Here is a 24,335-nt window from a genome sequence, read left to right on the forward strand (position 1 = left end):
AGTGATTCCACTGGAATCACCCTGCCGACCCTCTGGCCACGCCCAAGACCTAAGTAAACTTGATGACAGTGGAATCACGCTCCCGGCACTCCGGCCACTACTCCTCCGCCGAGGGCGGTGGGTCACTTTCCACCGCGCCTGCGCCACTGGCCGCCTTGGCCTCCGCCGGCCTGGGAATCGGCGGCGCAAACTCGCTGCGGTGCTTCCCGGAGAGCACATCGTCGGGCAGCTCACCGAACTTCTCGATGGCATTTCGGGCCTTGGCGTTGTTGGCAGCGAAGTCGTCGCGGGTGGCACCGCTGAAGCCCGGGTACTTCTGGGTACTCGCACACAGGCTGCGCAGGAGGTGTCCGCCAACCCGGACGTACTCCTCCATCTGGCGCCGACCGATCAGGGCAATGTGGTGGGCAAGCATGACGCGCCTGACGAAGCGGTCGAAGTCGATCAGCAGGCGCAGGGCGAGCCATCCATGCTGGCCGCCGGTATAGACGGGGATCTTGAGCGGCTGCTGGTTGAGGTTCTCCTCGACATCCAGCTCTGGCGGCAGCTGTGCCATCAGGCTATCCAGCTCCTGGAGGCGCTGGTCCAGCTGAGCGCGAGTGTCGGCAAGCTTGGCATCCAGCTGCAGCAGCCAGTAGTCCGCATAGGGGTCATCCTTGGCTGCATTCTGCTTGATCGCACCGCAGATCAGCAGGAACTGCCGCATGCCGATTATCTGTGGGCGCCCCGTCTCGACCCCACGGCCCTTCCAGATCCGTGCGGCGTGGTGGGTATGGAGCGTCAGCTCGATCTTGCTGCGAAGTGCTCCCAGGCGATCAACGGCCATGTCGCGTCGTCCTCATGCTGATGTGTGTCCGCGGTATGGCAGGCACTGTCAATCAGTTGGTAAGTGGGAGACAGCGGAATCGTTAATGGCTGTTGAGTGAGTTTTTCCCGCCAGCCGGCCATAGCCCCAGCTTGCGCAGGCACTGCTCTCGGGCCGCCTGGGCCTCCTCGGGCGACGTGGTGCTGGACGGAGTGCTCGATGCTGTGGGTGCCGCAGGCTGCCTGAGTGGCTGAGTCGCGGCACGAGGTGCAGACCGCTGCATGGCGGGTGGAGTGCTCTGACTCACACTGCCCATTCGGCGTTCGGCCTGGGTCTTGGCGTAGCCGGTCGCGACGAACTCGCCGCCGATAGCGCGCTTGATCAGCCCCCGCAGGAAGCCTTTGGGGTTTCTCACCGAACCGCTGCTCACGCGGCCCGCCGCTTCATCGAGAATGGCTTGCTGGGTGTCGCCTGATAGCCCCGACATCAGCAGCTGAGTCGCCTGACGCTCGCTATCATCCAGCGAGAGACACGCCGGCCAGTGCAGGTTCACGGCTGACGTACCTGTAGGTTTTACACAGTGTGAAGTACGTACTGTACGTGGAGAACTGCCCGAGTTTTCATGGAGAACGGCATCAACGGCCTCATAAGCTCTTGATTCCAGACTTGGTTCTCGATGAAAACCGGGGGAGTTCTTGTGGCTCACCCTGCCGGGTTCTCGCTGAGAACTCGGCGCTTCCCCCTGGTTCTTCTGCTGAGTCGTGGTGGAGAACTGAGTGGCCTGACGCTTAGCCGGCGAGGGAGGCCGAACCTTGCTGGAGCGAGACGCCAGGGTATCGAGACGCGTCGGTAGCTCATGGAGCGCCCCGGCCTCCTGGAGCTCCTCGAAGACGATGGCGGCCACCGCCTTGACCACCTTGTTCTGGTGATTCAGACAGCGGCACACATACTCGACGTAATCGGCATCCAGCACCGAGGCCTCGGCGGGAGAGAGCGGCTCATCGTGCAGGATGTAGACGTTGCCGATGATGCGGCCATTCTGCGCGTTACGCGCCCGATGCCCGAGGCTCACCCAGCGGGTCAGCCGGAGAACGGCGATGACGCGGGCGACCGTGGCGCGCGAGGCCTTCTGCCCCGGAGCCCCCCGCAGCAAGGGCTGCAGCTCGTCGTAGGTCGGCACCGCGGTGGTTCGGTCCGGATTCACCAGCATCCGCATCATCTGCCAGCCGAGCTTGTCGACGTGCCCAAGACGCGGATCGAGCAGCAGCGCTCGCGGCACGGTCTCATGGGGATTCCCGAAAAACAGCAGCCCATCGAGGCCTGAAGCAGCCTCCCCTGGACGGTCCGTCTCGCCGTCCGGAACGGCAGACGCCGGGGGCTCTCCCCGGCGCTGGGTCATCTCGGAAGCCGCTTGGCCGATCAGGCGATCCAGCCCTTGTCGAGTGGCATCGTGCAGCTGCACCATCACCGCTCTCCTTCAGGTGCCATCCACTCTTCGGTTGGAGGTGCCGTGCGCGGCTGGCCGGGATCACCCCACTGCTTGATTAGGTGCCACACCACCGCCAGCGGAATGTCGGTCTCATCGGCGAGGGTGACCATGCCCTGTAGGTCATCGGTCGACCTGGGGTCCAGCGCAATCTGCTGCCAGCGCTCCCAAGCATCGTGCTCGGCCTGCTCCGATGGCATCGCCAAACGCCCCTGCCGCGGCGCAATATCCAGCAGCTGACGCCGCGTCGAGCAGTCGTTACCGGTCAGGCCGAAGAAGACCCCCATCATGCTGACGCTGGCCCCCAGTCTCAGACAGCGGTCGATCAGGGTTTCACGATCCTGGTCGCGATCGATGCGCGCCAGAACCCCACGTAGCGCGGCATGATCCACTGAAAAGCGCGCCACCACAGGTCCCGCGCAGGCCAGCGAGTCGATGTCACTCGCTCTCAGGCGGCGAAGGGTGCGCAGCTCCTCCTCGCTGAAGCCGAGGGCCAGCGCTCGGCGCATGTTGCCCTCCCGAAGAAATCCCATGACCTGGCTGAGCAGCGCCTGATTCAGGTTGGCGGATGAAGAGCTCATGACTGGGCCTCCTGTTGTACCTGCAGGTGTTCACGAAGGCGGCGGATCAGCCGCACCAGACGGAAGAAGCGAAGCAGCACCGCATCGTCCCAGGCGCTCTCTTTCCCCTCTTCATAGTGAGTGCCGAACAGTGCTCCCCACAGGGTGGCGTCAGAGGGGTACTCGGGATTGAGCTCGCCGCGCAGGCTGGCCAGCGCTTGCCAGGCGAAAAGCGCTCGACGGTCGGCGGCGTCCGGCAGCGGGTTGAGGTCGAAGCCGATGCCGTCGTCATCGGCGATGACCACATCGCTGCCGCCGAAGCCGCCCCAGCGGGCAATGACCTGGACCAGCTCACGTATGCGGATGCGCAGCGAGCGGGGCTCATCCTCTACCCCTTCGATGAACCAGACGTCGGCAATGGGCGGGGTGATCTCGCCGGAGAGCACCGGTGCCGCCAGTGGAGCCAGCTGCTCGAAGTCGAAGCTGGGCACGCCGAGCTCACTGGCCAGGTGGTGGCGATAGCCGCGCTTTCCCGGGCTCTCTTCCCAGCTTGACTGGGTCAGCCCTTCGAGGCGGGCGGCCTGTTCGGCCTCCGTCCGAGCGGCGCCCTCGGGCCAGTCGATTTCCTCCTCAGAGAGCGCGGCCATGGGCGCAGGGCCAGGTACCGACGTCGGTTCTCCGAGCCCAGACACCACGGGAGACTGCGACTCGCTCAGCTGCTCCTTTTCACGCTCCAGCGCGGCGACCTGCTGGCGGAGCCGGAGCAACTCAGCGCTCTCCGTCCGCCCCTCGTCGGGGTTCACGTTTCTACCGCTAAGGGTGCGCGGCGATGGCAGCTGCTCGGTTTGCAGTTCAGGGTCAGGCGTGGGCGCTTTTTCCTTCGGGGCACTACCTGCTGCCGTCTCAGAAGAGCTATCAGGCAGCGGTGGATAGAGCGAGGGCGGCTGGGCATCGGGATCGCGCATCTGCTGCAGCTCAACGTCCAGGGCCTCGAAGGCCTGATGCTCTTCCAGGTCCCAACGCCGCTTGCGATAGGTGACGATATTATCGAGGGTCAGCTCGCAGACGTTGAAGTGCACGCCCGTGTTGTCGGCCAGCATGCCGCACAGCCGATCCACCACGATGCCCCAGTTCATCTCGGTCTGACCCTCGTCATCGAACCAGGCCATGGTCTGGTGCCAGGCTTCGGCAAAGCCCTCGGGCTCGACCTCCTGGGTGCAGCGCTCCCAGATCAGCCGGCAGGCTTCCCGGTAGCTGATAAGCTTCTCGACCTGCGGCCTCCCCAGGCCGCTGTAGAGGGTGTTGGGCAGCGTGGGCAGCAGATGCTCGACGGTATAGAGCATCTTGCTGATATGGCTCTGGGCCACCTGGTAGCCGTCCTCCGACAGGCGCTTGACCAACTCGCGCTGCGATAGCGATTCACCGCTCTCCTCCTCGTACATCGCCTTGGCATCCATCACCCCCTTGGCGCGCTCGATCCAAAGCAGCTGGCCACGGTTGTCGTTCTCGCTAAGGTGACCCGTCAGCATCTTCACTTCCGACTGCCAGGGTCGGTATAGGGCATAGAAGGCATGGAAACGCGACTCACCGGTCTCTTCGTAGAGCTCGCGTAGGATCTGCAGGCGGGTATTGCCGCCGTCGCAGATGGTGTAGTGCTTCTCGCCCGGCCGCTGGGTCACCGGGGGCTTGTGCTTGAGACCCGCGGCACGGATCGAGGCCTTGATATCCTCATACTTGGAGTTCTGGACCTGCCGTGGGTTGTGCTCATAGGGCTTGAGCATGTCCAGGGTCACCCAGACCGCCATCTCCTGGTCTGGCGGCGTGACGGCGTCGACCGGCTGCCCCTGGCGCCTGGGTCCCGGCTGCGTCAGTCGGTCCCGCAGCTGTTGATCGGTAGGACGCTTCATAGGAGGGCTCCCTCTACGATAGACACGACGGAGGTGATGACAGTGGAATCACTCTTCATGGCGGTACCGCCTCTCCCACTCCGCACGGCGCAACTGGGAGCGCGCATTGAGCTCGGCGCGGCGGTCCTTGGTGGTGAAGGAGGTGAAGACCGGCGCACAGCCTGGCTTGCTGAATCGCAGGTGACCACCGCTGGTACGCTGCACTTCCCAGCCCTGGGTCGCGGCATAGCGAATCAGGCGCTGCATCCCCTTGCACCCCCGCGCTACGGAAAGCGACTTACTCATCTGCGGCCTCCTCGATCTCCCAGAAGCGTTTCAGCAAGGTGTCACCGCCTTCGATGAAGGTGTGGATCTCATGGCCGCTGTAGGTGGCCATCCGAATAACCGCGAGGGCGTCTGCCTGAAGGTCTGCATCGAGCCCTCGCAGCCGCTGCATCTCGAAAGGCCAGCGGTAGCCGTTGTAGAGCCCGAGCAGGAGGCGACGAAGATGGTGGGACTGACCGCTATGCCCCTGGGCCACACGGACCAGGTGCTCCAGAGCGGCAAGGCCCTGCTGTTCAGCCTCGAGCTGCCGCTGGCGAGTCTCGTGCATCACCTCGGCCAGGGCTTGGGAGAGCCGGGAACGGGGCTCCGGTGTGCGTACGCGGTGCTGGCTCATGGGGTCACCTCCTGGCGCTGCCACGCCAACGGCTTGAAGCGCGCCGACTCCCCCTGGAACGCCAGGTGCACGGTGCCGGTGGGCCCGTTGCGCTGCTTGCCGAGGATCAGCTCAGCCAGGCCGTGGCTGTCTTCGTTGTCGGGGTGGTAGACCTCATCGCGGTAGATGAAGGCGATCACGTCGGCGTCCTGCTCCAGGGCACCGCTGTCACGCAGATCGGCCATGCAGGGGCGCTTGTTGGGGCGGGTCTCCAGGGAGCGATTGAGCTGCGACAGGGCAATGACCGGGGCACGCAGCTCCTTGGCGGTCTCCTTGAGAATCCGGCTGACCTTGCCCACCTCGAGGGTGCGGTTCTCGCTGCCCGGCTCCTGAAGCAGCTGCAGGTAGTCCACCAGGATCATGGAGGGGCGACCGAAGCGGCGCGTCATGCGGCGTGCGCGTGCCTTCAGGCTGGAGGCGGTGATGCCGGAGACATCATCGATCAGCAGCTTCCCTTCCAGCTGGGTGAGCCGATTGACCGCGGCGGTCACCTTCGGCCAATCCTCGTCTTCCATCTTCCCGGTGCGCAGCTTCTGCAGGGAGACATTGCCCAGGCTGGCGATCAGCCGGAGCATCAGCTGCGCTTCCGGCATCTCCAGGGAGAAAATGAAGACCGGGCCGGCAATGTCCTCTGCCGTCAGGGCATGCTCCGCGAAACCGAGCCCCATGGCGGTCTTGCCCATGGAGGGGCGGCCGGCCAGGATGATCAGATCCCCTGGCTGCCAGCCCGCAGTCATGGCGTCCAGCTCGCTTAGGCCGCTCGGGATGCCCGTCACCCCACCCTGTGCATTGAAGGCCCGGTCGATGACGTTGATGGCCTCACCGAGCATCTCCTTCATGGAGCTCAGCTGCTCATTCCTCTCTTCCGTCAGGGCAAAGAGCTTCTGCTCGGCCTCCTCGATCAGCTCGGTGGCCGAATGGCCCTGAGCCATCAGGGCCTGCTGGTTCAGGGTGAAGCAGGTATGGATCAGCTGCCGCAGGGCATGGCGGTCCCGCACGATCTCAGCATAGGCCTCGACATTGGCCGCACTGGGCGTATTGCGTGCCAGCTCCGCCAGGAAGGCGAGACCTCCCACCTGTTCAAGCTGACGCGCTTCTTCCAGCGCCTCGGACACCGTCACGACATCCATTGGCTGGTCGCGCTCCGCCAGCCCTTGAATCGCCTGAAACACCAGGCGATGGGCCTGCTGGTAGAACATCGCCGGTGCCAGGCGGTCGGCAACCTCATCCCACATGGCGTTATCCAGCAGCAGACCGCCCAGCACCGACTGCTCCGCCTCCAGACTATGCGGCGGCAGGTAGCCGGCCTCCGGACGCTCCTCGGCCACCCGAAGTTCGGCCAGGTTCTCAATGGCACTCATCGTGGCAGCCCCCCTGCATGGCGGTGGTGCAGACCATGGCGTCGATCAACGGCTGCCACTCGGGGTTGAGCTCACAGGCCATCGCCTTGACCTGGTCGGCGGCGGCGGGCGACTTGCGGCCGGCGGGCCGTCGCGGTTCGAACTGATGCGCGGGAAGGCCCGCGCTGGCGGCCTGTCGGAAGGCCACACCGGCACGGATGGTGCTTTGCATCACGCTGACGCCCTGCTCGCCGGCGGCGAACATCTCCGCCAGCGTCTGGTGGATGCCCCGCGCATCGGCGGTCTCATCCAGACGGTTAACCAGGACGGAAACGGGGGGAACGGAGAGGTGGGTGAACTGGCTAAGCGCTTCGAGATCGCGCAGCAGGCCGACGGTGCCTCGCACGAACTCGCGGGCGGAGAGCAGCTCGGGGGTGATGGGTGAGAGGGCATGATCGGAGGCCAGGACGGCCATCTCCAGGGTGATGGAGCGAGCTCCCTGGGTATCAATCAGGATCAGGTCATAGCCCGACAGCCTGGAGAGCAGCTGGGCGAGACGGAAGCGGCCATCCGGCGCGTTGAGCAGCAGCTGAGGGAGCTGGCCGGCGTGATCGTTGGAGATCACCACATCCAGGTTGGGATGGGCGGTATGCGATATGACATGGGCAGGAGCGGTATCGCTGAGCGCGATCAGCTCGTAGGTGCCGCCGGGGGCTTCGGTGCGGAGGGGATAGTAGCTGGAGAGCGTGGGCTGGCTGTCCAGGTCGATGAACAGGACTTTGAGGCCCGCATCGGCCAACAGGCCACCCAGATTGGCAGTGACGGTGGTCTTGCCGACGCCGCCCTTGGTCGAAACAACGGAAACAACACGCATAACCCCACCTCGGTTCCAGATGGAATCAAGTGTGAGGCTGATGATCTGTAGCTATTACACGAAGACGGCTCGATCCACACCACCCCGCGCGGGGCTTCCACTTCTCGCTCGCAAGACGCTGATTTCGAGAAATTTACGTGGTGCCGGCACCAGGAGTCGAACCCGGGACCTACTGATTACAAGTCAGTTGCTCTACCAACTGAGCTATGCCGGCTCGGGAACCGAATCGAGTCACAGAATCGGAAACAGGGTTGGCGTGGCTGGGGTACCAGGATTCGAACCTGGGAATGCCGATACCAAAAACCGGTGCCTTACCACTTGGCTATACCCCAGCAGTGTGGTGGCCAGAGACGGAATCGAACCGCCGACACGGGGATTTTCAATCCCCTGCTCTACCGACTGAGCTATCTGGCCGCTGCCAACGGGGCGTATTAAACCCCAAGGGGCCGTTGTCGTCAACCCCTTCCGTTTCAAAAAGATGCCGCCGGGAAACCGCAGGGGGGTCACTGCTCGGGCGGCACATAACCCTCGGCCTGATCGGTCTCGCGATTGTCGAGGAAACGCTCCATCTGCTCCATCAGGTACTCCCGGGAGGCCGGATCGAGCATGTTGAGGTGCTTCTCGTTGATCAGCCGGGTCTGCAGCGCCTGCCACTCCTCCCAGGCCTGCTTCGACACGCTGGCCTGGATCTCCTGGCCCTTCTTGCCGGGCAGGGGCGGGAACGGCAGGGCCTCGAGCTCCTGCTGGTACTTGCGACAGAAGACGGTCTGGCTCATCGGACACTCTCCTCGTGATGGGCTTGGGAATTTCGGTGGCTGGCCGGCGCCCTGCGCGCCAGGGATGAAAGCTTGTCCAGCAACGATTTCACCGGTGCCGCCATCCCGATGCTCTCGGGCTCCAGGGGATCGTACCAGCGGCGGGTCTCGCCCACCGAATCGAGGCTATCGATCAGCACCGGTTGCGGCGTGATCTCCAGGCGAAAGTGGCTGAAGACATGGGTGAAGGGTTCCCAGCCAGGCTCGAGCTCGGCACCGGGGACATGGGCGGCGAGCCAGGCATCGAGGGCGCCCGCGTCGTCGAACTGGGGCAGGCTCCAGAGCCCGCCCCACAGTCCGCTGGGGGGGCGCTGCTCGAGCAGCACCCGGCCACGGCCGTCGAGCAGCAACAGCATGACGGTGGCCCGCGTCGGCAGCGCCTTCCGCGGCTTCGACTCGGGAAAGCGCCGCTCCTCTCCCCGGGCATGGGCCACGCAGACATCATTGAAGGGGCAGCGACCGCACTCCGGGCGACCGCGGCGGCAGAGGGTCGCCCCCAGGTCCATCATCGCCTGGGTGTAGTCGGCCAGGCGGGTGTCCGGCGTATAGTGTTCGGCCAGGGCCCAGAGACGCCTTTCCACTGCCGGGCGGCCCGGCCAGCCTTCCACCGCATGCAGGCGGGACAGGCTGCGCTTGACGTTGCCGTCGAGGATCACCGCCCGCCTGCCGCTGCTCTGGGCGATGATGGCGCCGGCGGTGGAGCGCCCGATGCCCGGCAGGGCGGCCAGGGCCTCCGGGTCCATGGGGAATTCACCACCATGCGCGTCGACGATCACGCCCGCGGCTCGATGCAGGTTGCGTCCCCGGGCGTAGTAGCCGAGCCCGGTCCACAGGTGCAGCACCTCGTCCTGGTCGGCCCTGGCAAGCGAAGCGACGTCGGGAAAGCGTGCCATGAAACGTTCGAAGTAGGGGATGACCGTGGCGACCTGGGTCTGCTGGAGCATGATCTCCGATACCCAGACCCGGTAGGGCGTGCGCTCCTGCTGCCAGGGAAGATCATGGCGACCGTGGTCGTCGAACCACCTCAGCAGTCGCTGCTGGAAGGCGTCGGCGGGGAGTACGGGCGTCGCTATCTCCATCATGGCGGCTCCTTGCCGTCGAGAAGGGCAGGCGAAAAAAAGCGCCGACTCGGGGTCGGCGCAGGGACTGACTTGCTGGGTACTCAATTGAAGAGACCGCGCAGGGCGTCGCGAAGTTCCTCGCCGGCACCTTCACCGAGGCGTTCATCGAGATCCTCGATGGCACCCTCGAGTCGACGCTCGACCTCCTCGCCGGCACGTCGAGTCGCCTCGCCACGCAGCAGTTCGGCCACCGTCTCCCTGAAGGCTTCACGGTCGAAGCGGCACCATTCGCGGCTGTCGCCCCCCAGGCTTCCCTCACAGCGCACCGGGAAGGGCACCCGCTCGAGCCGGGGGTTGACGTTGCAGGCGGCATCGGCGGTGTCCACGAAGCGTGCCGCGGCACGCAAGTCGAACTGCTCGCTGATCAGGTCGAGCTGCCCCTCGCCACCCAGCTCGATGCCCGGGATGGTGACCAGCAGGTCGTCGCTGTGGACGGTACCGTCGCGCAACTCGAAGGTGGCCTCGGCACGCTCGAAGCGAGTGTCGGGGTGCCAGTCGCGGGTGATCTCCTCGCCCTCCAGGGTGGCCACCGCCATGCACAGCTCGCGGGAGACGTTGACCTCGAGGATCGCTCCCTCCTCGATGCGTGCCGCAAGCGACCCGCTCAGGTGACGCTTCAGCTCCGGCCAGGTGTTGCCGCGGGAGATCAGCTCCCCTTCGCTGCTGAACCGCCCGCGCAGTGGCGCCGGTTCCTCGCCGAGCGCCTCCAGCAGGGAGTCGATGCGTACCCGGGAGAGACGAGGCGCCAGGGCCCAGCTCAGCGGCTCCTCGCGCAGCCCGAGCTCGCCGCTGGCGGCCAGGGTACCCTCGTGAAAGCCCGATTCGAAGGAGGTCAGGCGCAGCTGGCCGTCGGCACCGGCGAGCTCGAGGTTCACGTCAGTGAAGTCGAGCCCCATCATTCGCAGCTCCCCGAGGGTGAGCCGGCCGTCGAGCGCCAGCTCCGCCAGCCACTCGGCCGGCACCAGGGTGCCGGGCTCGTCGGCATGGGCCCGGCTGATACCCGGCAGGCCACGCCGCGAGGCGCTCTCGGCCGATACCTCCGCCGGCGGCAGATAGGCATCCAGGTCCAGGCGGTCGCCCTGCAGGTCGAACTCGAGCAGCCGGCCATCGAGTCCGGCCGCCAGCTGCCCGGTGAAGGTGCTGTCATCCAGCACCAGGGTCAGGCCGGTCAAGTCGATGCGCTCCAGGTCGCCCTGCAGCGGGCTGGTCAGGGCCATGTCCGAGAGTGCCGAGTCGCTGGCCATGGTCGGCATCATGTCCAGCCGAGTGAGCCAGGGACGCAGCGACAGCGGCGCCAGGCTCAGCTGGCCACTGTAGGCAGGATCGGTGAGCAGCTGGCTGACGTTCAGGTTGCCGCTGAGACTCAGGCCATCCTCTCCGGTCAGCTCCAGCTCCCGCAGCTGCACGGCCTGCTCGACCAGGTCGGCATCCAGCTTGAAGGCCAGCGAAAGGGGCAGGGGTTTCTCGCCGAGGCCGGCCTGCCGCAGGCTGGCGTCGAGCTTGCCCTCGTCCAGGCGGAGCCGTCCGGTTTCCACGTCGACCACCAGTTCGCTGCTCTGCAGGTTGGCCTTCTGTTCATCCTCGGCACCGGACAGCCGGCTGCTGGTATTCAGTTTCAGCCCTTCCAGCACGTAGCGGCCGTCGGCCAGGCCCAGGCGAACCCGGCTCTCGAGAGTGACCTCGCTGGCCAGCCGGGGGACATCCTCCCGCTCACGCCAGTTCAGGTCATCGTAGCTGGCGAGCCGGAAGGAGGCATTGAGCGAGAAGGGCCGGTTGGGATTGACGTTGCTGCCGGTGACGCTGAGCCCCTCGAGCAGCGTCTCACGGTCGGCCTGGAGGTCACGATATCGGATCTCCCCCTCTTTCAGCTGCACGCTGGCGATGTTCAGGGCCACGCTCAGGGTACCGGCGCCGCCGATGCCGGGGTCTGGACCGGCGCTGGCCGGGGCCAATGCCTTCTCGGCGGCCTCGCGGCGCTCGGCGAGGCGCTCGAGCAATACCTCCCAGTTGCCACGCCCCGCCTCGTCGCGTTCCAGCTGGAGCCGCATGCCATCGAGGGTCAGGCCGTCGATGGCGACCTCGCCACGCAGCAGCGGGGCGAAGGAGAGGCTCACCTCGGCGCGACGAAAGGCAGCGAAGGAGGCTTCGCTGTCGACCTCCTGGTCGGGCAGCCAGGCCTCGGCCTTCTCCACGCTGACCCCGAGCCGGGGGTAGAAGGACCAGGTCAGGGGACCCTCGAGCGACAGCTCGAGTCCGCTCTGCTCCCGCACCACCTCGATCAGTCGTGGCTTGAGGTCTTCGGGATCGAAGAAGGTGGTGACGTAGACCACCGCCGCCACCACCACCAGCGCGAGGATACCGATGGCGGCCAGCAGTGTACGCAACAGCCGTTTCATTGCCCGTCCCCTTGTCCCGGAAGGTTGAGTTCGAAATAGTTGCCGGCCTGTGTCAACCGGTAGCCGAGACGGGAGAGCAGCATCTGGTCGGCCACCGGCAACTGCGACGAGGGGGCGCGCAGCTTGCGCCCCTCGTCGAGCGCCGCACTGCCGACCAGCGCCAGCAGCCGGGTCCCCACACCGCGCCGGCGGGTGGTCTTGCGCACGCAGAGATGCGACAACCACCAGGCTTGCTGGTCGTCCTCCACGGCCACGGCACCCAGCAGGCGTTCATTGAAGCGCGCGCAGAAGAAGAAGTGGCTGGCTGCCAGGTGCTCGCGAATGAAGTCGTCCACGGGCCGAGGCAGACGCTCGGCCGGGGCGTCGGCGTAGATACGGGCGAGGTCGAGCCTTGCCTGGGCATCCGCTTCCCAGGTGGCCAGGTCGACGGGGTGGAGTGTCACCGGCATGCTTGATTCTCCCTGGGCCGGGGTGGCGGGGCTCGCCACCGCTTGATTGGGCGCATTGTAGCGGATGGGGTAGGCGATTCTCTATAATGGCAGGCTCTCGGCGACAGGCACAGCAGTCCGTCCGCCCATTCGCTTCACGGCCCGGTGGCAGGCACCGGCCACATCTATGCGCCAGGCGCTGGAGTACCGACATGTCCGAGCGTATCGCCACGGTCACCCGTGACACCCGGGAAACCCAGATCACCGTCACCGTCGACCTGGACGGCGAGGGTCGGCTGGTCTGCGAGACCGGGGTGCCCTTTCTCGACCACATGCTCGACCAGGTGGCACGCCATGGCCTGATCGACCTGGACATCAAGGCGGTCGGCGACTTGCACATCGACGACCACCATACCGTCGAGGACCTCGGCATCACCCTGGGCCAGGCCTTCGACCAGGCGATCGGCGACAAGCGCGGCATCCGCCGCTACGGCCATGCCTATGTGCCGCTGGACGAGGCCCTGTCGCGGGTCGTGGTAGACTTCTCCGGCCGTCCGGGACTATTCATGGATGTGGACTTCACCCGTTCCGCCATCGGCCGCCTCGATACCCAGCTGTTCTGGGAGTTCTTCCAGGGTTTCGTCAACCACGCCCGGGTGACGCTGCACGTCGACAACCTCAAGGGCTTCAACGCCCACCACCAGGCGGAAACCATCTTCAAGGCCTTCGGCCGCGCGCTGCGCATGGCCGTCGAGCCCGACCCGCGCATGGCCGGTCAGATGCCTTCCACCAAGGGTTGCCTCTGAACCCTTCCTGCGATCACACGAGGAGCGCCCCATGACCATTGCCGTCATCGACTACGGAATGGGCAACCTGCATTCCGTCGCCAAGGCACTGGAGCACGTCACCCACGAGCACGTGATCGTGACCCGCGATGCCCGCTGCATCCGCGGCGCCACACGCCTGGTCCTGCCCGGCCAGGGCGCCATCCGCGACTGCATGGGCGAGCTCGAACGCACCGAGTTGCGCGGGCTGGTGGAGGAGATGCTGGCCCGCCAGGCCAAGCCCTTGCTGGGCATCTGCGTCGGCCAGCAGATGCTGCTCGACCACAGCGAGGAGAACAACGGCATCCGCTGTCTCGGCTTCCTGCCCGGTGAAGTGAAACGCTTCCCCCCCGACATGCAGGATGACCGCGGGCAGCGCCTCAAGGTACCCCACATGGGCTGGAACCTGGTGCACCAGCACCGCGACCACCCGTTGTGGGCGGGCATCGACCAGGACGAGCACTTCTATTTTGTCCACAGCTACTATGTCGAGGCCAGTGACGACACCACGGTGTTCGGCACCACCGACTATGGCCGCATCAGTGCCCATGTCGCCATCGGCCGTGACGCCACCTTCGCCGTGCAGTTCCATCCCGAGAAGAGCTCCCGGGCAGGGCTGAAGCTGCTCGAGAACTTCGTCCAGTGGTCGCCCTGAGGTCATCACCGCACGACCTCGGGCTGTTCACCGGGTGCCCACTGCCGCACCCGACAGGACCTTGCACCGGGCGCCCACTGCCGCGCCCGATAGAACTTTTCACTGGGCGCCCACTACCGCGCCCGACAGGGGACATGACATGCTGGTAATTCCCGCCATCGATCTCAAGGACGGCAAGTGCGTGCGCCTCAAGCAGGGGCGCATGGACGATGCCACCACCTACGGCGACGACCCGGTGGCCATGGCGGCGCGCTGGGTGGACGCCGGCGCCCGCCGCCTGCACCTGGTCGACCTCAACGGCGCCTTCGAGGGCGAGCCGGTCAACGGCGAGGCGGTCACTGCCATCGCCCGAGCCTGGCCCGAACTGCCGATCCAGATCGGTGGTGGCATCCGCAGCGCCGAGACGATCGAGCACTATCTCTCCGCCGGGGTGTCCTATGTGATCATCGGCACCAAGGCAGTGAAGGAGCCCGGCTTCGTCGGTGAGATGTGTCGCGCCTTCCCCGGCCACGTGATCGTCGGCCTCGACGCCCGCGACGGCTACGTGGCCACCGATGGCTGGGCCGAGGTCTCTTCGGTGAAGGCCACCGACCTGGCGAAGCGCTTCGCCGACGACGGCGTCTCCAGCATCGTCTACACCGACATCGCCCGAGACGGCATGATGTCCGGTGTCAACGTCGAGGCCACTGCGGCACTTGCCCGCGAGGGCGGCCTGCCGGTGATCGCCTCCGGCGGGGTGACCGACCTCGACGACCTGCGAGCCCTGGTCGCCGCGGGAGAGCCGGGCATCCTCGGTGCCATCACCGGCCGCGCCATCTACGAGGGCAGCCTCGACGTGGCCGAGGGCCAGAAGCTGTGCGACGAACTCACCGCAGGGCTCAAGCGAGCCGGGAGCTGAACCATGGGACTCGCCAAACGCATCATTCCCTGCCTGGATGTGGACGCCGGCCGCGTGGTCAAGGGCGTCAACTTCATCGGCATCCGCGACGCCGGTGATCCGGTGGAGATCGCCCAGCGCTACAACCAGCAGGGCGCCGACGAGATCACCTTCCTCGACATCACCGCCAGCCACGAGGATCGCGACACCACGGTGGAGATGGTCGAGCATATCGCCGGCGAGGTCTTCATCCCGCTGACCGTGGGAGGCGGCATCCGTACCTGCGACGACATCCGCACCATGCTCAACGCGGGAGCCGACAAGGTCTCCATCAACACCGCCGCGGTGAACAACCCCGACTTCGTGCGCGAGGCCGCCGAGCGCTTCGGCAGCCAGTGCATCGTGGTGGCCATCGATGCCAAGCGGGCCTCCGCCGAGGGCGAACCCCCGCGCTGGGAGATCTTCACCCACGGCGGCCGTCGCCCTACCGGCCTCGACGCCGTGGAGTGGGCGAAGAAGATGGTCGAGTACGGTGCCGGCGAACTCCTGCTCACCAGCATGGATCGCGACGGTACCAAGGCCGGCTTCGACCTGGGCATGACCCGCGCCATCGCGGATGCGGTGAGCGTGCCGGTGATCGCTTCCGGCGGCGTGGGCAACCTCGACCACCTGGTCGAGGGCGTGCTCGAGGGTGGCGCCGATGCGGTGCTGGCCGCCAGCATCTTCCACTTCGGCGAATACACCATTCCCGAGGCCAAGCGCTTCATGGCCGAACGCGGGATCGAGATGCGGCTCTAGCGCGCATCCGGGAGGTTTTACGCTATGCAATCACCATGGAAGGTGACGGCAGGCGCCGTCATGGCCCTGGCGCTGGCCGGACCCGCCAGCGCCGATCAGCAAGCGGCGTGGCCACCGGTCCTGGAGCTGGATCACGTACTGGTGCAGACCAGCCTCTACACGCGCCACCACAGCCCCGACCCGGAGCACACCAACCAGCAGAAGCTGGCCAGCGTGGAACTGCACAATCAGCAGCGCTGGCTGGCCGGGGCGGCGTGGTTCAAGAACTCCTTCGATCAGCCCACCTGGTACTGGTATGTTGGCCGCGAGTTTCCCTTCTGGCAGCCCGCCGCCGACGTCACCTTCCGCGCCAAGCTCACCGCCGGGGCGCTGCGCGGCTACAGGGGGGAGTACCGCGACAAGATTCCCTTCAACCGCCACGAGATCGCCCCGGCGGCGCTGCCCAGCATCGGCGTCCAGTGGGGGCGATTCGAGTCCGACCTGATCCTGTTCGGCACGGCGGGGCTGATGGTGACCGCCGGCATCCGGTTCTAGACATTGTCGGAACATCCGGCGAGCATCACCGGCTCTCGGGCACGGCCTAGTCCAGCGACAGCCCGAGGTTACTGACCCCATCGTTGCGCCCCAGCCTGCGCAGCGCCTTGAGCTCGTCGCGGCCGAGGGGGCCTGACACGGCTTCCAGCAAGGCATCCTGGAAGTCGTTCTCGTCGGCCATCAGCGGATGGTCGCGCACCAGTTGGGCCAGGCGCCCGGCATCCTCCTCGCCCTCGGTGAGCTCGATGAAGGCCCGCACGCCCCCCCTGGACACCCTGCTGACCTCCAGCACCGCCTCGGGGGCCTCGCCACGCAGGGTATCGAGCAGTGCCGAGAGCGCCACCACCGCCTCCAGCGCACGTCGGGCACCGAAGCTGTCGTCGTCCGCCGGCGGCTCCAGCTCGGCCAGCTTCTCGGCCTGGCGCTCGAAATCGATGCGCGCCTCCTTCACCGTCAGGTGTTCCCAGACAAGGTCGAGGACGGCCCGCAGCCCCGCCGGGTTGCCCTGCCCCGAGCGCCCCTCATGGTAGAAGCGATAGTTGGGCAGCAGGCGCTCGCACAGCGCCGCCATGAAGGCCTGCTGGCGGCGTGGATCGAGCTGCTGCAGTCGCTGGTGGAAGCCGCCGGAAGCCTGGCTCATGGAGTCTCCTCACTGGTGGTTGTCATGTCCGGACCGGGCCGGTCGAATTCAGGGCCAGAGCCGCTCCGGAGCGATCCGGCCACGGGCATCGAAGGCGACACCCTCGGCGATGAGCAGCTCGCGCTGCGTGCCGGCACCGGCATGATCGGCGAGCCGTCGGGAGGCGCTGATCACCCGGTGCCAGGGCAGATCATGTCCGTCCGGCAGGCGACGCAGCGCGGCCCCCACCATACGCGGGGTGGCGCCATCGGTCATGGCGGCGATACCACCGTAGGTGGTCACCCGGCCCGGGGGAATCGCCGCCACGATGGTGTAGATCTGTTCCTCCAGCTCCCGCTTCATGTACCCTTGCGTCCTCCCAGTCCACCCATCGATGGCGAGGCCTCCATGCACCTTCACCTGCTTCAGCACAGCCCCCACCAGGGTCCGGCACGGTTGGCCGACTGGCTGACCAGCATGGGCCACAGCTATACGATCTTCCACCTCGATGCCGGCGAGCTCCCGCCCCGGCTGGCCGACTGCGATGCCCTGATCATCCTCGACGGCCCCATGGGCAACGCCGATGATGCCGAGTATCCCTGGCTGCAGCGCGAACGCAAGCTGATCGAGCAGGCCCTCGATGGCAAGAAGCCACTGCTGGGCATCGGCCTGGGGGCGAAACTGATCGCCTCGGCACTGGGCGCGGTGGTCTCGGCTGGCACCTTCGCCGAGACCGGCTGGCAGAGGGTCGAGCTCGCTCACGACAGCCCGTTCAACCTGCCGGAGCAGTTCGATGCCTTCATGTGGCATCGCGACGTCTTCGGGCTGCCCGAGGACAGCCAGCCCCTGGGTGGCAGCGCAGCGAGCCCGGTGCAGGGCTTCGCCTGGGATGACGGCCGGGTGGTGGGCCTGCTCTGCCATCTGGAGGCGACCGCGGACAGCGTGACCGCGCTGCTCGACCACCTGGCGCCGCCCAGGGGGACTGACACCAGCCCACACGCCCAGCCGCGCGATGCCATGCTCGCCGAGCCCAGGCGATTCGACCTGCTCGCGCCACTGCTCGACCGGGTGCTGAGCCAGTGGCTGGGCCGGGCTCCCGCCTGAGCCGGACGCCTCACGCCCGGCAGGTCAGCGTCAGGCCGGCTGCTTCACCTGCGAGGCCGAGTGTGCGGCATCGGCCGACCAGGCCCTGGCCGCCTCCAGGCAGCTCTCCCAGTCCCCCACGTGGAGGAAGCGCTGCTCGGGATGCTTCTCCAGCTGGTAGCGATACATGGGGTCATAGTACTCGGTGAGCAGCGGCGCCAGCCACGCCTCGTGGGCCTGGCGGTTGCCGCGCTCGTGCTCGCGGAAGGCCAGCTGCTGGAGGCGCTGCAGGCGCGCCAGGCGCGCACTGCCAAGGCGCTTGCGCAGCCGGGCCAGCGAGCTGGAGAGCTGCCTGCGCATCAGCGCCCAGCCGAGCCACTCGCCGCACTGCTGGCGGTAGACCTCCCAGAGGTCATCGATGTAGTCCTTGTGGATCTGGGCCAGCCGCCAGTCCAGCGGCATCTCCACGCGCAGCCGCGGTGCCTGCTCCATTGCGTGCCAGAGCTCGAGGGGCACGTTGGCGGCGCCGATATGGCGGGACTCGTCTTCCACCACCAGGGGGCCGGGCAGGTCAAGCAGGCGCTGCCCGACGGCATGCTCGAAGTCGATCTGGCTGGGTGCCGGCAGCGGATGTCGGCCGAAGGCCGAGCCCTTGTGGCGGGCACAGCCTTCCAGGTCGAGGCCGTTGGGCAGGCGCCGGATCAGCGCGGTCTTGGCACAGCCGGTGAGGCCGCCCACCACCAGCAGCGGCTGCTCGGCGGCGGCATCGATCCGCGCGCACAACGCCTGGCGCATCGCCTTCCAGCCGCCGCGGATGCGCGGGCGGGTGATACCCGCCTCGCGGATCCACTGCTGGGCGATCTGCGAGCGCAGCCCGCCGCGGAAGCAGTAGACGATGGCATCGGGGTGAGCCTCCAGCAGCCGGACCCACGCCGCCACCCGGGATGCCTTGATGCCGCCGCTGACCAGCCGCTCGCCCAGCGCGATGGCCGCCTGCTGGCCGCGCCGCTTGTATTCGATGCCGACCCGGCGACGCTCCTCGTCATCCATCAGCGGCAGATTGACGGCACCGGGCAGCCCCCCCTGGGCAAACTCCACCGGGGCACGCACATCGATCAGCACACGCCCCTCGCCCAGCAGGGCGAGGTCCGGCTCGACCAGCGGCAGGTCGCTCATCCACGCACCTCGATCAGTGCGGGACCGCTGGCCTTCACCACCTCGCCGAAGGGCACGAGCTCGATACCGTGGGCACGGCCGATGCGCTCCACATCGTCCTCCCAGGAGGGGTGTACCGAGAGCAGCAGGCCACCCGAGGTCTGGGGATCACAGAGCCACTGCCAGTGGGTCTCGTCCATCTCGGGCAGACTGGCACCCAGCGCCTCGCGATTGCGCCCCGTTCCGCCCGGTACCGCGCCCTGGCGACGGTAGGCCTCGGCCTCGGCCAGCCGCGGCAATCGGCGGAAGTCGACCCGGGCCGCCACGCCACTGGCCGCACACACCTCGGCCAGGTGACCGGCCAGGCCGAAGCCGGTGACGTCGGTCATGGCATTCACGCCCTTGACCCTGGCCAGCTCCATGCCGATGGCATTGGACCTGAGCATGGTCTCGCGGGCCAGGCCCTGGTGACCGGTCTCGAGCAGGCCCTGCTTCTCCGCGGTGGTGAGCATGCCCACCCCCAGCGGCTTGGTCAGGAACAGCAGGTCACCCGGCTTCGCCCCCTTGTTGAGCTTGAGGTGCTCGAGATCGACGAGGCCGTTGACCGCCAGGCCGAAGATCGGCTCGGGGGCATCGATGGAGTGGCCGCCGGCGAGGGCCACGCCCAGCTCGCGGCATACCGCCTGGGCGCCGGCCACCACGTCACCGGCGACCTCCGGGCCCAGCTTGTCCAGCGGCCAGCCGAGGATGCCCAGCGCCAGCACCGGGCTCCCGCCCATGGCGTAGACATCGCTGATGGCATTGATGGCGGCGATTCGGCCGAAGTCGAAGGGATCGTCGACGATGGGCATGAAGAAGTCGGTGGTGGCGATCATGCCGCGGCCGTCGCCCAGGTCGTAGACCGCCGCATCCTCACGCCCCTGGTTGCCGACGATCAACCGCGAATGACTGGCGCCGGGCCCGGCCTTGGCCAGGATCCCGTCGAGCACGTCGGGGGCGATCTTGCAGCCACAGCCAGCCCCGTGGCTGTACTGGGTCAGGCGGATGGCGCTCATCTCGTTCTCCTTGGCAATCGTTACCGGCATTCTACAACATGCGGGCGCCCGGTCGGGTTGTGGCTCACAACACTTCCAGGGCATCGGCCAGCTTGTCCACCGCCACCACCTCCATGCCGTCCGGGGAGCGCTTGGGGGCATTGGCGCGCGGCACGATGGCACGCTTGAAGCCATGCTTGGCCGCCTCGACGATCCGCTCCTGCCCACTGGGCACCGGCCGGATCTCGCCGGAGAGGCCCACCTCGCCGAACACCACCAGTTCCCGGGCCAGCGGGCGATTCTGTAGGCTGGAGACCACCGCCAGCAACACGGCGAGGTCGGCGCTGGTCTCCAGCACCTTGACCCCGCCCACCACGTTGAGGAAGACGTCCTGGTCGCCGGTGAACAGGCCGCCGTGTCGATGCAGCACGGCCAGCAGCATGGCCAGGCGGTTCTGGTCGAGGCCCACGGCGACCCGGCGGGGGTTGCCCAATGGCGAGTCGTCGAGCAATGCCTGCACCTCGACGAGGATCGGCCGGGTGCCCTCCCAGACCACCATCACCAGGCTGCCCGGCGCCTGCTCCTCGCCTCGGGAGAGGAAGATCGCACTGGGATTCTTCACCTCCTTGAGGCCGTGCTCGAGCATGGCGAAGACCCCCAGCTCGTTGACCGCCCCGAAGCGGTTCTTCTGGCCGCGCAGGGTGCGGAAACGGGAGTCGGCCCCACCCTCCAGCAGCAGCGAGGCATCGATCATGTGCTCGAGCACCTTGGGCCCGGCCAGGGTGCCGTCCTTGGTGACGTGCCCCACCAGCAGCAGCACGGTGTTGGACTGCTTGGCGAAACGGGTCAGCGCGGCGGCGGATTCCCTCACCTGGGCCACACCGCCGGGAGCCGACGAGATATCCTCCAGGTGCATGGTCTGGATGGAGTCGATGACCAGTATCTCGGGCTGTTCACGCTCGGCCACCGCGAGGATGGTCTCGATGCTGGTCTCGGCCAGCATCTTGAGTCCCCTGGTGGGCAGTTGCAGGCGGTGGGCGCGCATCGCCACCTGGGAAAGCGACTCCTCGCCGGTGACATAGAGCACGCGGCGCCCCTGGGCGAGCTTGCAGGCGGTCTGCAGCAGCAGGGTCGACTTGCCGGCACCGGGGTGCCCCCCCAGCAGCACGGCCGACCCCGGCACCAGTCCCCCGCCCAGCACCCGGTCGAACTCCTCGAAGGTCGAGGAGAGGCGTGGCACCTCGGCAAGATCCACGTTGGCCAGGTCGACCACCTCCCGCGACAGGCTGCCGGCATAGCCGCCCCGTGCGGCACCACCGGCGGCACCGGCACCAGGCCGCGCCGCCGCCAGGCGTACTTCGCTCAGGGTGTTCCACTCCTGGCAGCTGGTGCACTGCCCCTGCCACTTGCGGTACTCGGCACCGCACTCGGTGCAGACGAAGGCGCTCTTTGCTTTGGCCATGTGATGCTCTCGTGTCTGGCGTATGACCATTCCAACGCGGGAGGGCGGCCCGCAGGCCGCCCTCCCGAGTCGCCGATCGGGCGATCACTGGCGCTGCAGTTGCAGCATCTCGTTGTTCTGGAAGCGACGACGCTGGGGATCGATCAGCTCCAGGGTCTGGTCGTCGACACGCAGGAAGTAATAGATCTGGCCCTCGCCGTCCGGGGTGAGCTCGTAGACGGTGGCATCCGGGTCGGTAGCGGTGCCGCCGAGCACCTCCCAGTTGCCGGCATAGTTCTCGTCCGGCGGATCCTGCGGATGCTCCCGGTAAGTCGCCTGGAGAGTGAAGGTGCGCTCCTCCGTGGCCGACTGTTCGTCACCGGCCAGCCGCACGTCGAGGTCGATACCGTCACAGTTTCGGCACGGCAGGGTGCCCTGGTAGACCACCTCGGTGTCTTCCATCTCGGGGGCCACGGCACGATCATCGGTCGGGCCGGCGGCACAACCAGCCAGCAGCGCGAGCAAGGCCGAGCCGGCCAGCAAGGTCCTGATTTGCATTTGAGTCCTCCAAACCAAAGGGCATGACGCCGTTAACCACGGCAGCCTGGGTGACAGCATAACCTCTCATGCCATCAGCGGACAGTCTCCGGCGCCCGGGGTTCCCCTTCAGGAGACGCCCGGATAGACCCGGGCGAACACCACGGCAAGCACCAGTGGCATCACCACCAGGCTGCCCAGGTTGCCGATCAGCACCAGGGAGGCCACCTTGTGTGGCTCCTGGCGATACTGCTCGGCCACCAGGTAGTTGAGCACCGCCGGCGGCAGCGCGGCGAAGACCCACAGGGCTGCCGCCTGCAGGCCGGTGAGGCCCAGCAGCCAGATCAGGGGCAGCGCCAGGACCAGTCCCGACAGCGGACAGAGCACGGCCCCCAGCAGGCCGGTCTTCCAGTCGCCGAAATCGATGTCCAGCATCCTGACCCCCAGGGCGAACAGCAGCAACGGGATGCAGACCCCGCCCAGCATGTGCAATGCCTCCAACAGCCAACCCGGCAGCGGCACACCCCCCAGATTGACCGCCAGACCGGCGATGCTGGCCAGCACGATAGGCATGCGCAGCAGTCGCCACAACGGCGTCTGCGGGCTGAGCATGTAGAGCCCCACCGAGAAGTGCAGCAGCATCTCGACGATGAACAGCACCACAGCCGCCGGCAGCGCCGCCTCGCCGAAGGCGAGCAGCAACAGCGGGATCCCCATGTTGCCCGAGTTGTTGAACATCATCGGTGGCAGAAAGGTCTTGGGCTCCAGTTCGAGCCACTTCACCAGTGGCCACAGCAGCAGCCCCGACCCCAGCACCACCACGGCCCCTGCCAGTGCCAGCCCGGCATACTCCTCGAGCGGTGCCTGCCCATCCGCGAGCACGGCGAACACCAGCATGGGCACGAACAGCTCCATGTTGAGCGTGTTGAGCCCGCGGATATCGGGGGTGCGGTAGCGTCCATAGAGGGTTCCGCAGCCGGCGATCAGGAACACCGGCAGCAGGGTGGCGAGGATCTGTGCGGTCATGGCGGGATCCATTCAATTCGAATGCACGAAAAAGCCAACAGCCTAGCATGTCGGCGGCTTGCGCGGTCACGCCGCGCGCGTCACCATGATCAAAATCCACCCAACCGAGCCACCCGAGCGAGTGACCATGAGCAAGTTCTGGAGCCCCGTGGTTCGCGAACTGACGCCCTATGTACCCGGCGAGCAGCCCCGTGAACGCCTGATCAAGCTGAATACCAACGAGAATCCCTACCCCCCCGCGCCCGGTGTCGAATCGGTGCTGCGTGACTTCCCCGCGGACCACCTGCGGCTCTACCCCGACCCGGAATCCCGCGCCCTGCGCGAGGCGCTCGCCCTTGAGCTCGGCGTGGAGGTCGGTGAGGTGTTCGTGGGTAACGGCTCCGACGAAGTGCTGGCGCTGGCCTTCCAGGCCTTCTTCTGCCAGGGGCGGCCACTGGAGATGCCAGCCATCACCTACAGCTTCTATCCCGTCTACTGCAAGCTGTACGGTATCGAACGACACACCCATGCCCTCGACGACCAGTGGCGCGTGGACCTCGAGGCCTTCGGCCGCGACAGCGGTGGCGTGATCTTCGCCAACCCGAATGCCCCGACCGGCCACGGCCATGGTCGTGACAGCATTGCCGGCCTGCTGGAGCGCGTCACCGAGGCGGTCGTGCTGGTGGATGAGGCCTACGTGGATTTCGGCGGCGAGAGTGCCGTCCCCCTGATCGCCCGTTACCCCAACCTGCTGGTCACCGGCACCTTCTCCAAGTCGCGCAGTCTCGCCGGCCTGCGCCTGGGCTACGCCGTGGGTTCAAGGGAGTTGATCGAGGGACTCGAGCGGGTCAAGAACTCCTTCAACTCCTACCCCATCGACAGCCTGGCCAGTGCTGCCGGCGTGGCGGCCCTTGAAGACACGGAGCACTTCGAGGCATGCCGCGAGAAGGTCATCACCACCCGCGAGCGGACGCGGCGGCGCCTGGAAGAGATCGGCTTCGAGGTGCTGCCATCGCAAGCCAATTTCGTCCTGGTACGTCACCCAGAACTCGACGCCGCCCAGCTGTTCGTCGGGCTACGCGAGCGCGGCATCCTGGTACGCCACTTCGACACCGAGGCGCTGCGCGACTTCATGCGCATCTCCATCGGCACCGAGGACGAGATGGACAGCCTGGTGGAGACCTTGGAGGCGATCTGCCGCTGAGGCTGCACCCACAACGCCAACCTTCTCGCTGGCGTTTTTATCGCCCCCTCGCCCGCTGACGCGACCGAGGTGCCAAAACGCGAAAAGCCCCGTGCTCTTTCGAGCACGGGGCTTTTCTAGATAGGTGCCTGACGAGGATC

At 66.8% G+C, this 24,335-nt stretch carries 26 protein-coding genes and 3 tRNA genes; 7 read left to right on the forward strand and 22 right to left on the reverse strand.

Annotation, left to right across the window (positions count from 1 at the left end; all coding sequences use genetic code 11):
• Positions 1-97 precede the first annotated feature (97 nt).
• The 15 genes from ACOMD9_RS17720 to ACOMD9_RS17790 form a co-directional block, all read right to left on the reverse strand.
• Entirely contained in the window at positions 98-826 is a 729-nt protein-coding gene (locus ACOMD9_RS17720; RefSeq protein WP_421417309.1) for a PFL_4669 family integrating conjugative element protein, read from the reverse strand.
• Between the two features lie 82 nt (positions 827-908).
• Complete coding sequence (locus tag ACOMD9_RS17725; RefSeq protein ID WP_421417310.1) at positions 909-2,270, reverse strand: STY4528 family pathogenicity island replication protein; 1,362 nt, start codon at positions 2,268-2,270, stop codon at positions 909-911.
• Positions 2,270-2,872 (reverse strand): DUF2857 domain-containing protein, encoded by a 603-nt coding sequence (locus ACOMD9_RS17730; RefSeq protein ID WP_421417311.1) that lies wholly within the window; start codon positions 2,870-2,872, stop codon positions 2,270-2,272. The genes ACOMD9_RS17725 and ACOMD9_RS17730 overlap by 1 nt, the downstream gene beginning before the upstream one ends.
• Positions 2,869-4,758, reverse strand: coding sequence for a ParB family protein (locus ACOMD9_RS17735; protein WP_421417312.1), 1,890 nt, complete (start codon positions 4,756-4,758; stop codon positions 2,869-2,871). The genes ACOMD9_RS17730 and ACOMD9_RS17735 overlap by 4 nt, the downstream gene beginning before the upstream one ends.
• A gap of 48 nt (positions 4,759-4,806) precedes the next feature.
• Positions 4,807-5,043 (reverse strand): hypothetical protein, encoded by a 237-nt coding sequence (locus tag ACOMD9_RS17740; protein WP_095623388.1) that lies wholly within the window; start codon positions 5,041-5,043, stop codon positions 4,807-4,809.
• Positions 5,036-5,416 carry a DUF7673 family protein gene (locus ACOMD9_RS17745; RefSeq protein ID WP_095623389.1) on the reverse strand — a complete coding sequence of 127 codons (381 nt, stop codon included), beginning with the start codon at positions 5,414-5,416 and terminating at the stop codon, positions 5,036-5,038. Before ACOMD9_RS17745 ends, ACOMD9_RS17740 begins: the two co-directional genes overlap by 8 nt.
• Entirely contained in the window at positions 5,413-6,816 is a 1,404-nt protein-coding gene (gene dnaB / locus ACOMD9_RS17750; protein WP_421417313.1) for a replicative DNA helicase, read from the reverse strand. The genes ACOMD9_RS17745 and dnaB overlap by 4 nt, the downstream gene beginning before the upstream one ends.
• Positions 6,803-7,669: a ParA family protein gene (locus ACOMD9_RS17755; protein WP_421417314.1), complete on the reverse strand. Its 867-nt coding sequence runs from the start codon at positions 7,667-7,669 to the stop codon at positions 6,803-6,805. Before ACOMD9_RS17755 ends, dnaB begins: the two co-directional genes overlap by 14 nt.
• A 138-nt stretch (positions 7,670-7,807) precedes the next feature.
• A tRNA-Thr gene (locus tag ACOMD9_RS17760) sits at positions 7,808-7,883 on the reverse strand.
• 43 nt (positions 7,884-7,926) lie between these two features.
• Positions 7,927-8,001: transfer RNA gene (locus tag ACOMD9_RS17765), tRNA-Gln, on the reverse strand.
• Positions 8,002-8,007: 6 nt separating this feature from the next.
• Positions 8,008-8,083 (reverse strand) — tRNA-Phe (locus ACOMD9_RS17770).
• An 89-nt stretch (positions 8,084-8,172) separates the two neighbouring features.
• Entirely contained in the window at positions 8,173-8,445 is a 273-nt protein-coding gene (locus tag ACOMD9_RS17775; protein ID WP_421417315.1) for an oxidative damage protection protein, read from the reverse strand.
• On the reverse strand, positions 8,442-9,566 hold the full coding sequence (gene mutY / locus ACOMD9_RS17780; protein ID WP_421417316.1) for an A/G-specific adenine glycosylase: 1,125 nt from the start codon (positions 9,564-9,566) through the stop codon (positions 8,442-8,444). The genes ACOMD9_RS17775 and mutY overlap by 4 nt, the downstream gene beginning before the upstream one ends.
• 80 nt (positions 9,567-9,646) lie before the next feature.
• Positions 9,647-12,001, reverse strand: coding sequence for an AsmA family protein (locus ACOMD9_RS17785; RefSeq protein ID WP_421417317.1), 2,355 nt, complete (start codon positions 11,999-12,001; stop codon positions 9,647-9,649).
• Positions 11,998-12,450, reverse strand: coding sequence for an acetyl-CoA sensor PanZ family protein (locus ACOMD9_RS17790; protein ID WP_421417318.1), 453 nt, complete (start codon positions 12,448-12,450; stop codon positions 11,998-12,000). Before ACOMD9_RS17790 ends, ACOMD9_RS17785 begins: the two co-directional genes overlap by 4 nt.
• Positions 12,451-12,641: 191 nt before the next feature.
• On the opposite strand from ACOMD9_RS17790, the gene hisB reads away from it, so the two are divergent.
• The 5 genes from hisB (at position 12,642) to ACOMD9_RS17815 (ending at position 16,117) form a co-directional block, all read left to right on the forward strand.
• Positions 12,642-13,235 carry an imidazoleglycerol-phosphate dehydratase HisB gene (hisB, locus tag ACOMD9_RS17795; RefSeq protein ID WP_421417319.1) on the forward strand — a complete coding sequence of 198 codons (594 nt, stop codon included), beginning with the start codon at positions 12,642-12,644 and terminating at the stop codon, positions 13,233-13,235.
• Positions 13,236-13,266: 31 nt separating this feature from the next.
• Positions 13,267-13,908: an imidazole glycerol phosphate synthase subunit HisH gene (gene hisH, locus ACOMD9_RS17800; RefSeq protein WP_421417320.1), complete on the forward strand. Its 642-nt coding sequence runs from the start codon at positions 13,267-13,269 to the stop codon at positions 13,906-13,908.
• Between the two features lie 139 nt (positions 13,909-14,047).
• Entirely contained in the window at positions 14,048-14,806 is a 759-nt protein-coding gene (hisA, locus tag ACOMD9_RS17805; RefSeq protein WP_421417321.1) for a 1-(5-phosphoribosyl)-5-[(5-phosphoribosylamino)methylideneamino]imidazole-4-carboxamide isomerase, read from the forward strand.
• Between the two features lie 3 nt (positions 14,807-14,809).
• Positions 14,810-15,583, forward strand: a complete 774-nt coding sequence (gene hisF / locus ACOMD9_RS17810; RefSeq protein ID WP_421417322.1) for an imidazole glycerol phosphate synthase subunit HisF — start codon at positions 14,810-14,812, stop codon at positions 15,581-15,583.
• A gap of 24 nt (positions 15,584-15,607) precedes the next feature.
• On the forward strand, positions 15,608-16,117 hold the full coding sequence (locus ACOMD9_RS17815) for a hypothetical protein (RefSeq protein WP_421417323.1): 510 nt from the start codon (positions 15,608-15,610) through the stop codon (positions 16,115-16,117).
• Between the two features lie 46 nt (positions 16,118-16,163).
• Here ACOMD9_RS17815 and ACOMD9_RS17820 read toward each other — a convergent pair whose 3' ends face one another.
• Together ACOMD9_RS17820 and ACOMD9_RS17825 are read right to left on the reverse strand one after the other, a co-directional pair.
• Positions 16,164-16,757, reverse strand: coding sequence for a YjaG family protein (locus tag ACOMD9_RS17820; RefSeq protein ID WP_421417324.1), 594 nt, complete (start codon positions 16,755-16,757; stop codon positions 16,164-16,166).
• A 48-nt stretch (positions 16,758-16,805) separates the two neighbouring features.
• A complete protein-coding gene (locus ACOMD9_RS17825) occupies positions 16,806-17,099 on the reverse strand; it encodes an MGMT family protein (protein ID WP_421417325.1) in 294 nt (97 codons plus the stop codon).
• A gap of 45 nt (positions 17,100-17,144) precedes the next feature.
• On the opposite strand from ACOMD9_RS17825, the gene ACOMD9_RS17830 reads away from it, so the two are divergent.
• The gene (locus tag ACOMD9_RS17830) at positions 17,145-17,840 is read left to right on the forward strand and encodes a type 1 glutamine amidotransferase (protein ID WP_421417326.1); all 696 of its coding nucleotides are present in this window, start codon (positions 17,145-17,147) and stop codon (positions 17,838-17,840) included.
• A gap of 30 nt (positions 17,841-17,870) precedes the next feature.
• Here the strand turns inward: ACOMD9_RS17830 and mnmH are convergent, their stop codons facing one another.
• The 5 genes from mnmH to ACOMD9_RS17855 form a co-directional block, all read right to left on the reverse strand.
• Entirely contained in the window at positions 17,871-18,995 is a 1,125-nt protein-coding gene (gene mnmH, locus ACOMD9_RS17835; RefSeq protein WP_421417327.1) for a tRNA 2-selenouridine(34) synthase MnmH, read from the reverse strand.
• A complete protein-coding gene (selD, locus tag ACOMD9_RS17840) occupies positions 18,992-20,029 on the reverse strand; it encodes a selenide, water dikinase SelD (RefSeq protein WP_421417328.1) in 1,038 nt (345 codons plus the stop codon). The genes mnmH and selD overlap by 4 nt, the downstream gene beginning before the upstream one ends.
• 64 nt (positions 20,030-20,093) lie before the next feature.
• Positions 20,094-21,470, reverse strand: coding sequence for a DNA repair protein RadA (gene radA, locus ACOMD9_RS17845; RefSeq protein WP_421417329.1), 1,377 nt, complete (start codon positions 21,468-21,470; stop codon positions 20,094-20,096).
• 84 nt (positions 21,471-21,554) lie between these two features.
• Entirely contained in the window at positions 21,555-22,007 is a 453-nt protein-coding gene (locus ACOMD9_RS17850; RefSeq protein WP_421417330.1) for a copper resistance protein NlpE N-terminal domain-containing protein, read from the reverse strand.
• Between the two features lie 108 nt (positions 22,008-22,115).
• A complete protein-coding gene (locus ACOMD9_RS17855) occupies positions 22,116-23,012 on the reverse strand; it encodes an AEC family transporter (protein WP_421417331.1) in 897 nt (298 codons plus the stop codon).
• A 127-nt stretch (positions 23,013-23,139) separates the two neighbouring features.
• On the opposite strand from ACOMD9_RS17855, the gene hisC reads away from it, so the two are divergent.
• Entirely contained in the window at positions 23,140-24,195 is a 1,056-nt protein-coding gene (hisC, locus tag ACOMD9_RS17860; protein ID WP_421417332.1) for a histidinol-phosphate transaminase, read from the forward strand.
• Positions 24,196-24,335: the final 140 nt, after the last annotated feature.

This window comes from Halomonas terrestris (genome assembly GCF_049166755.1).
In the GTDB taxonomy this organism is placed as follows: Bacteria; Pseudomonadota; Gammaproteobacteria; order Pseudomonadales; family Halomonadaceae; genus Halomonas.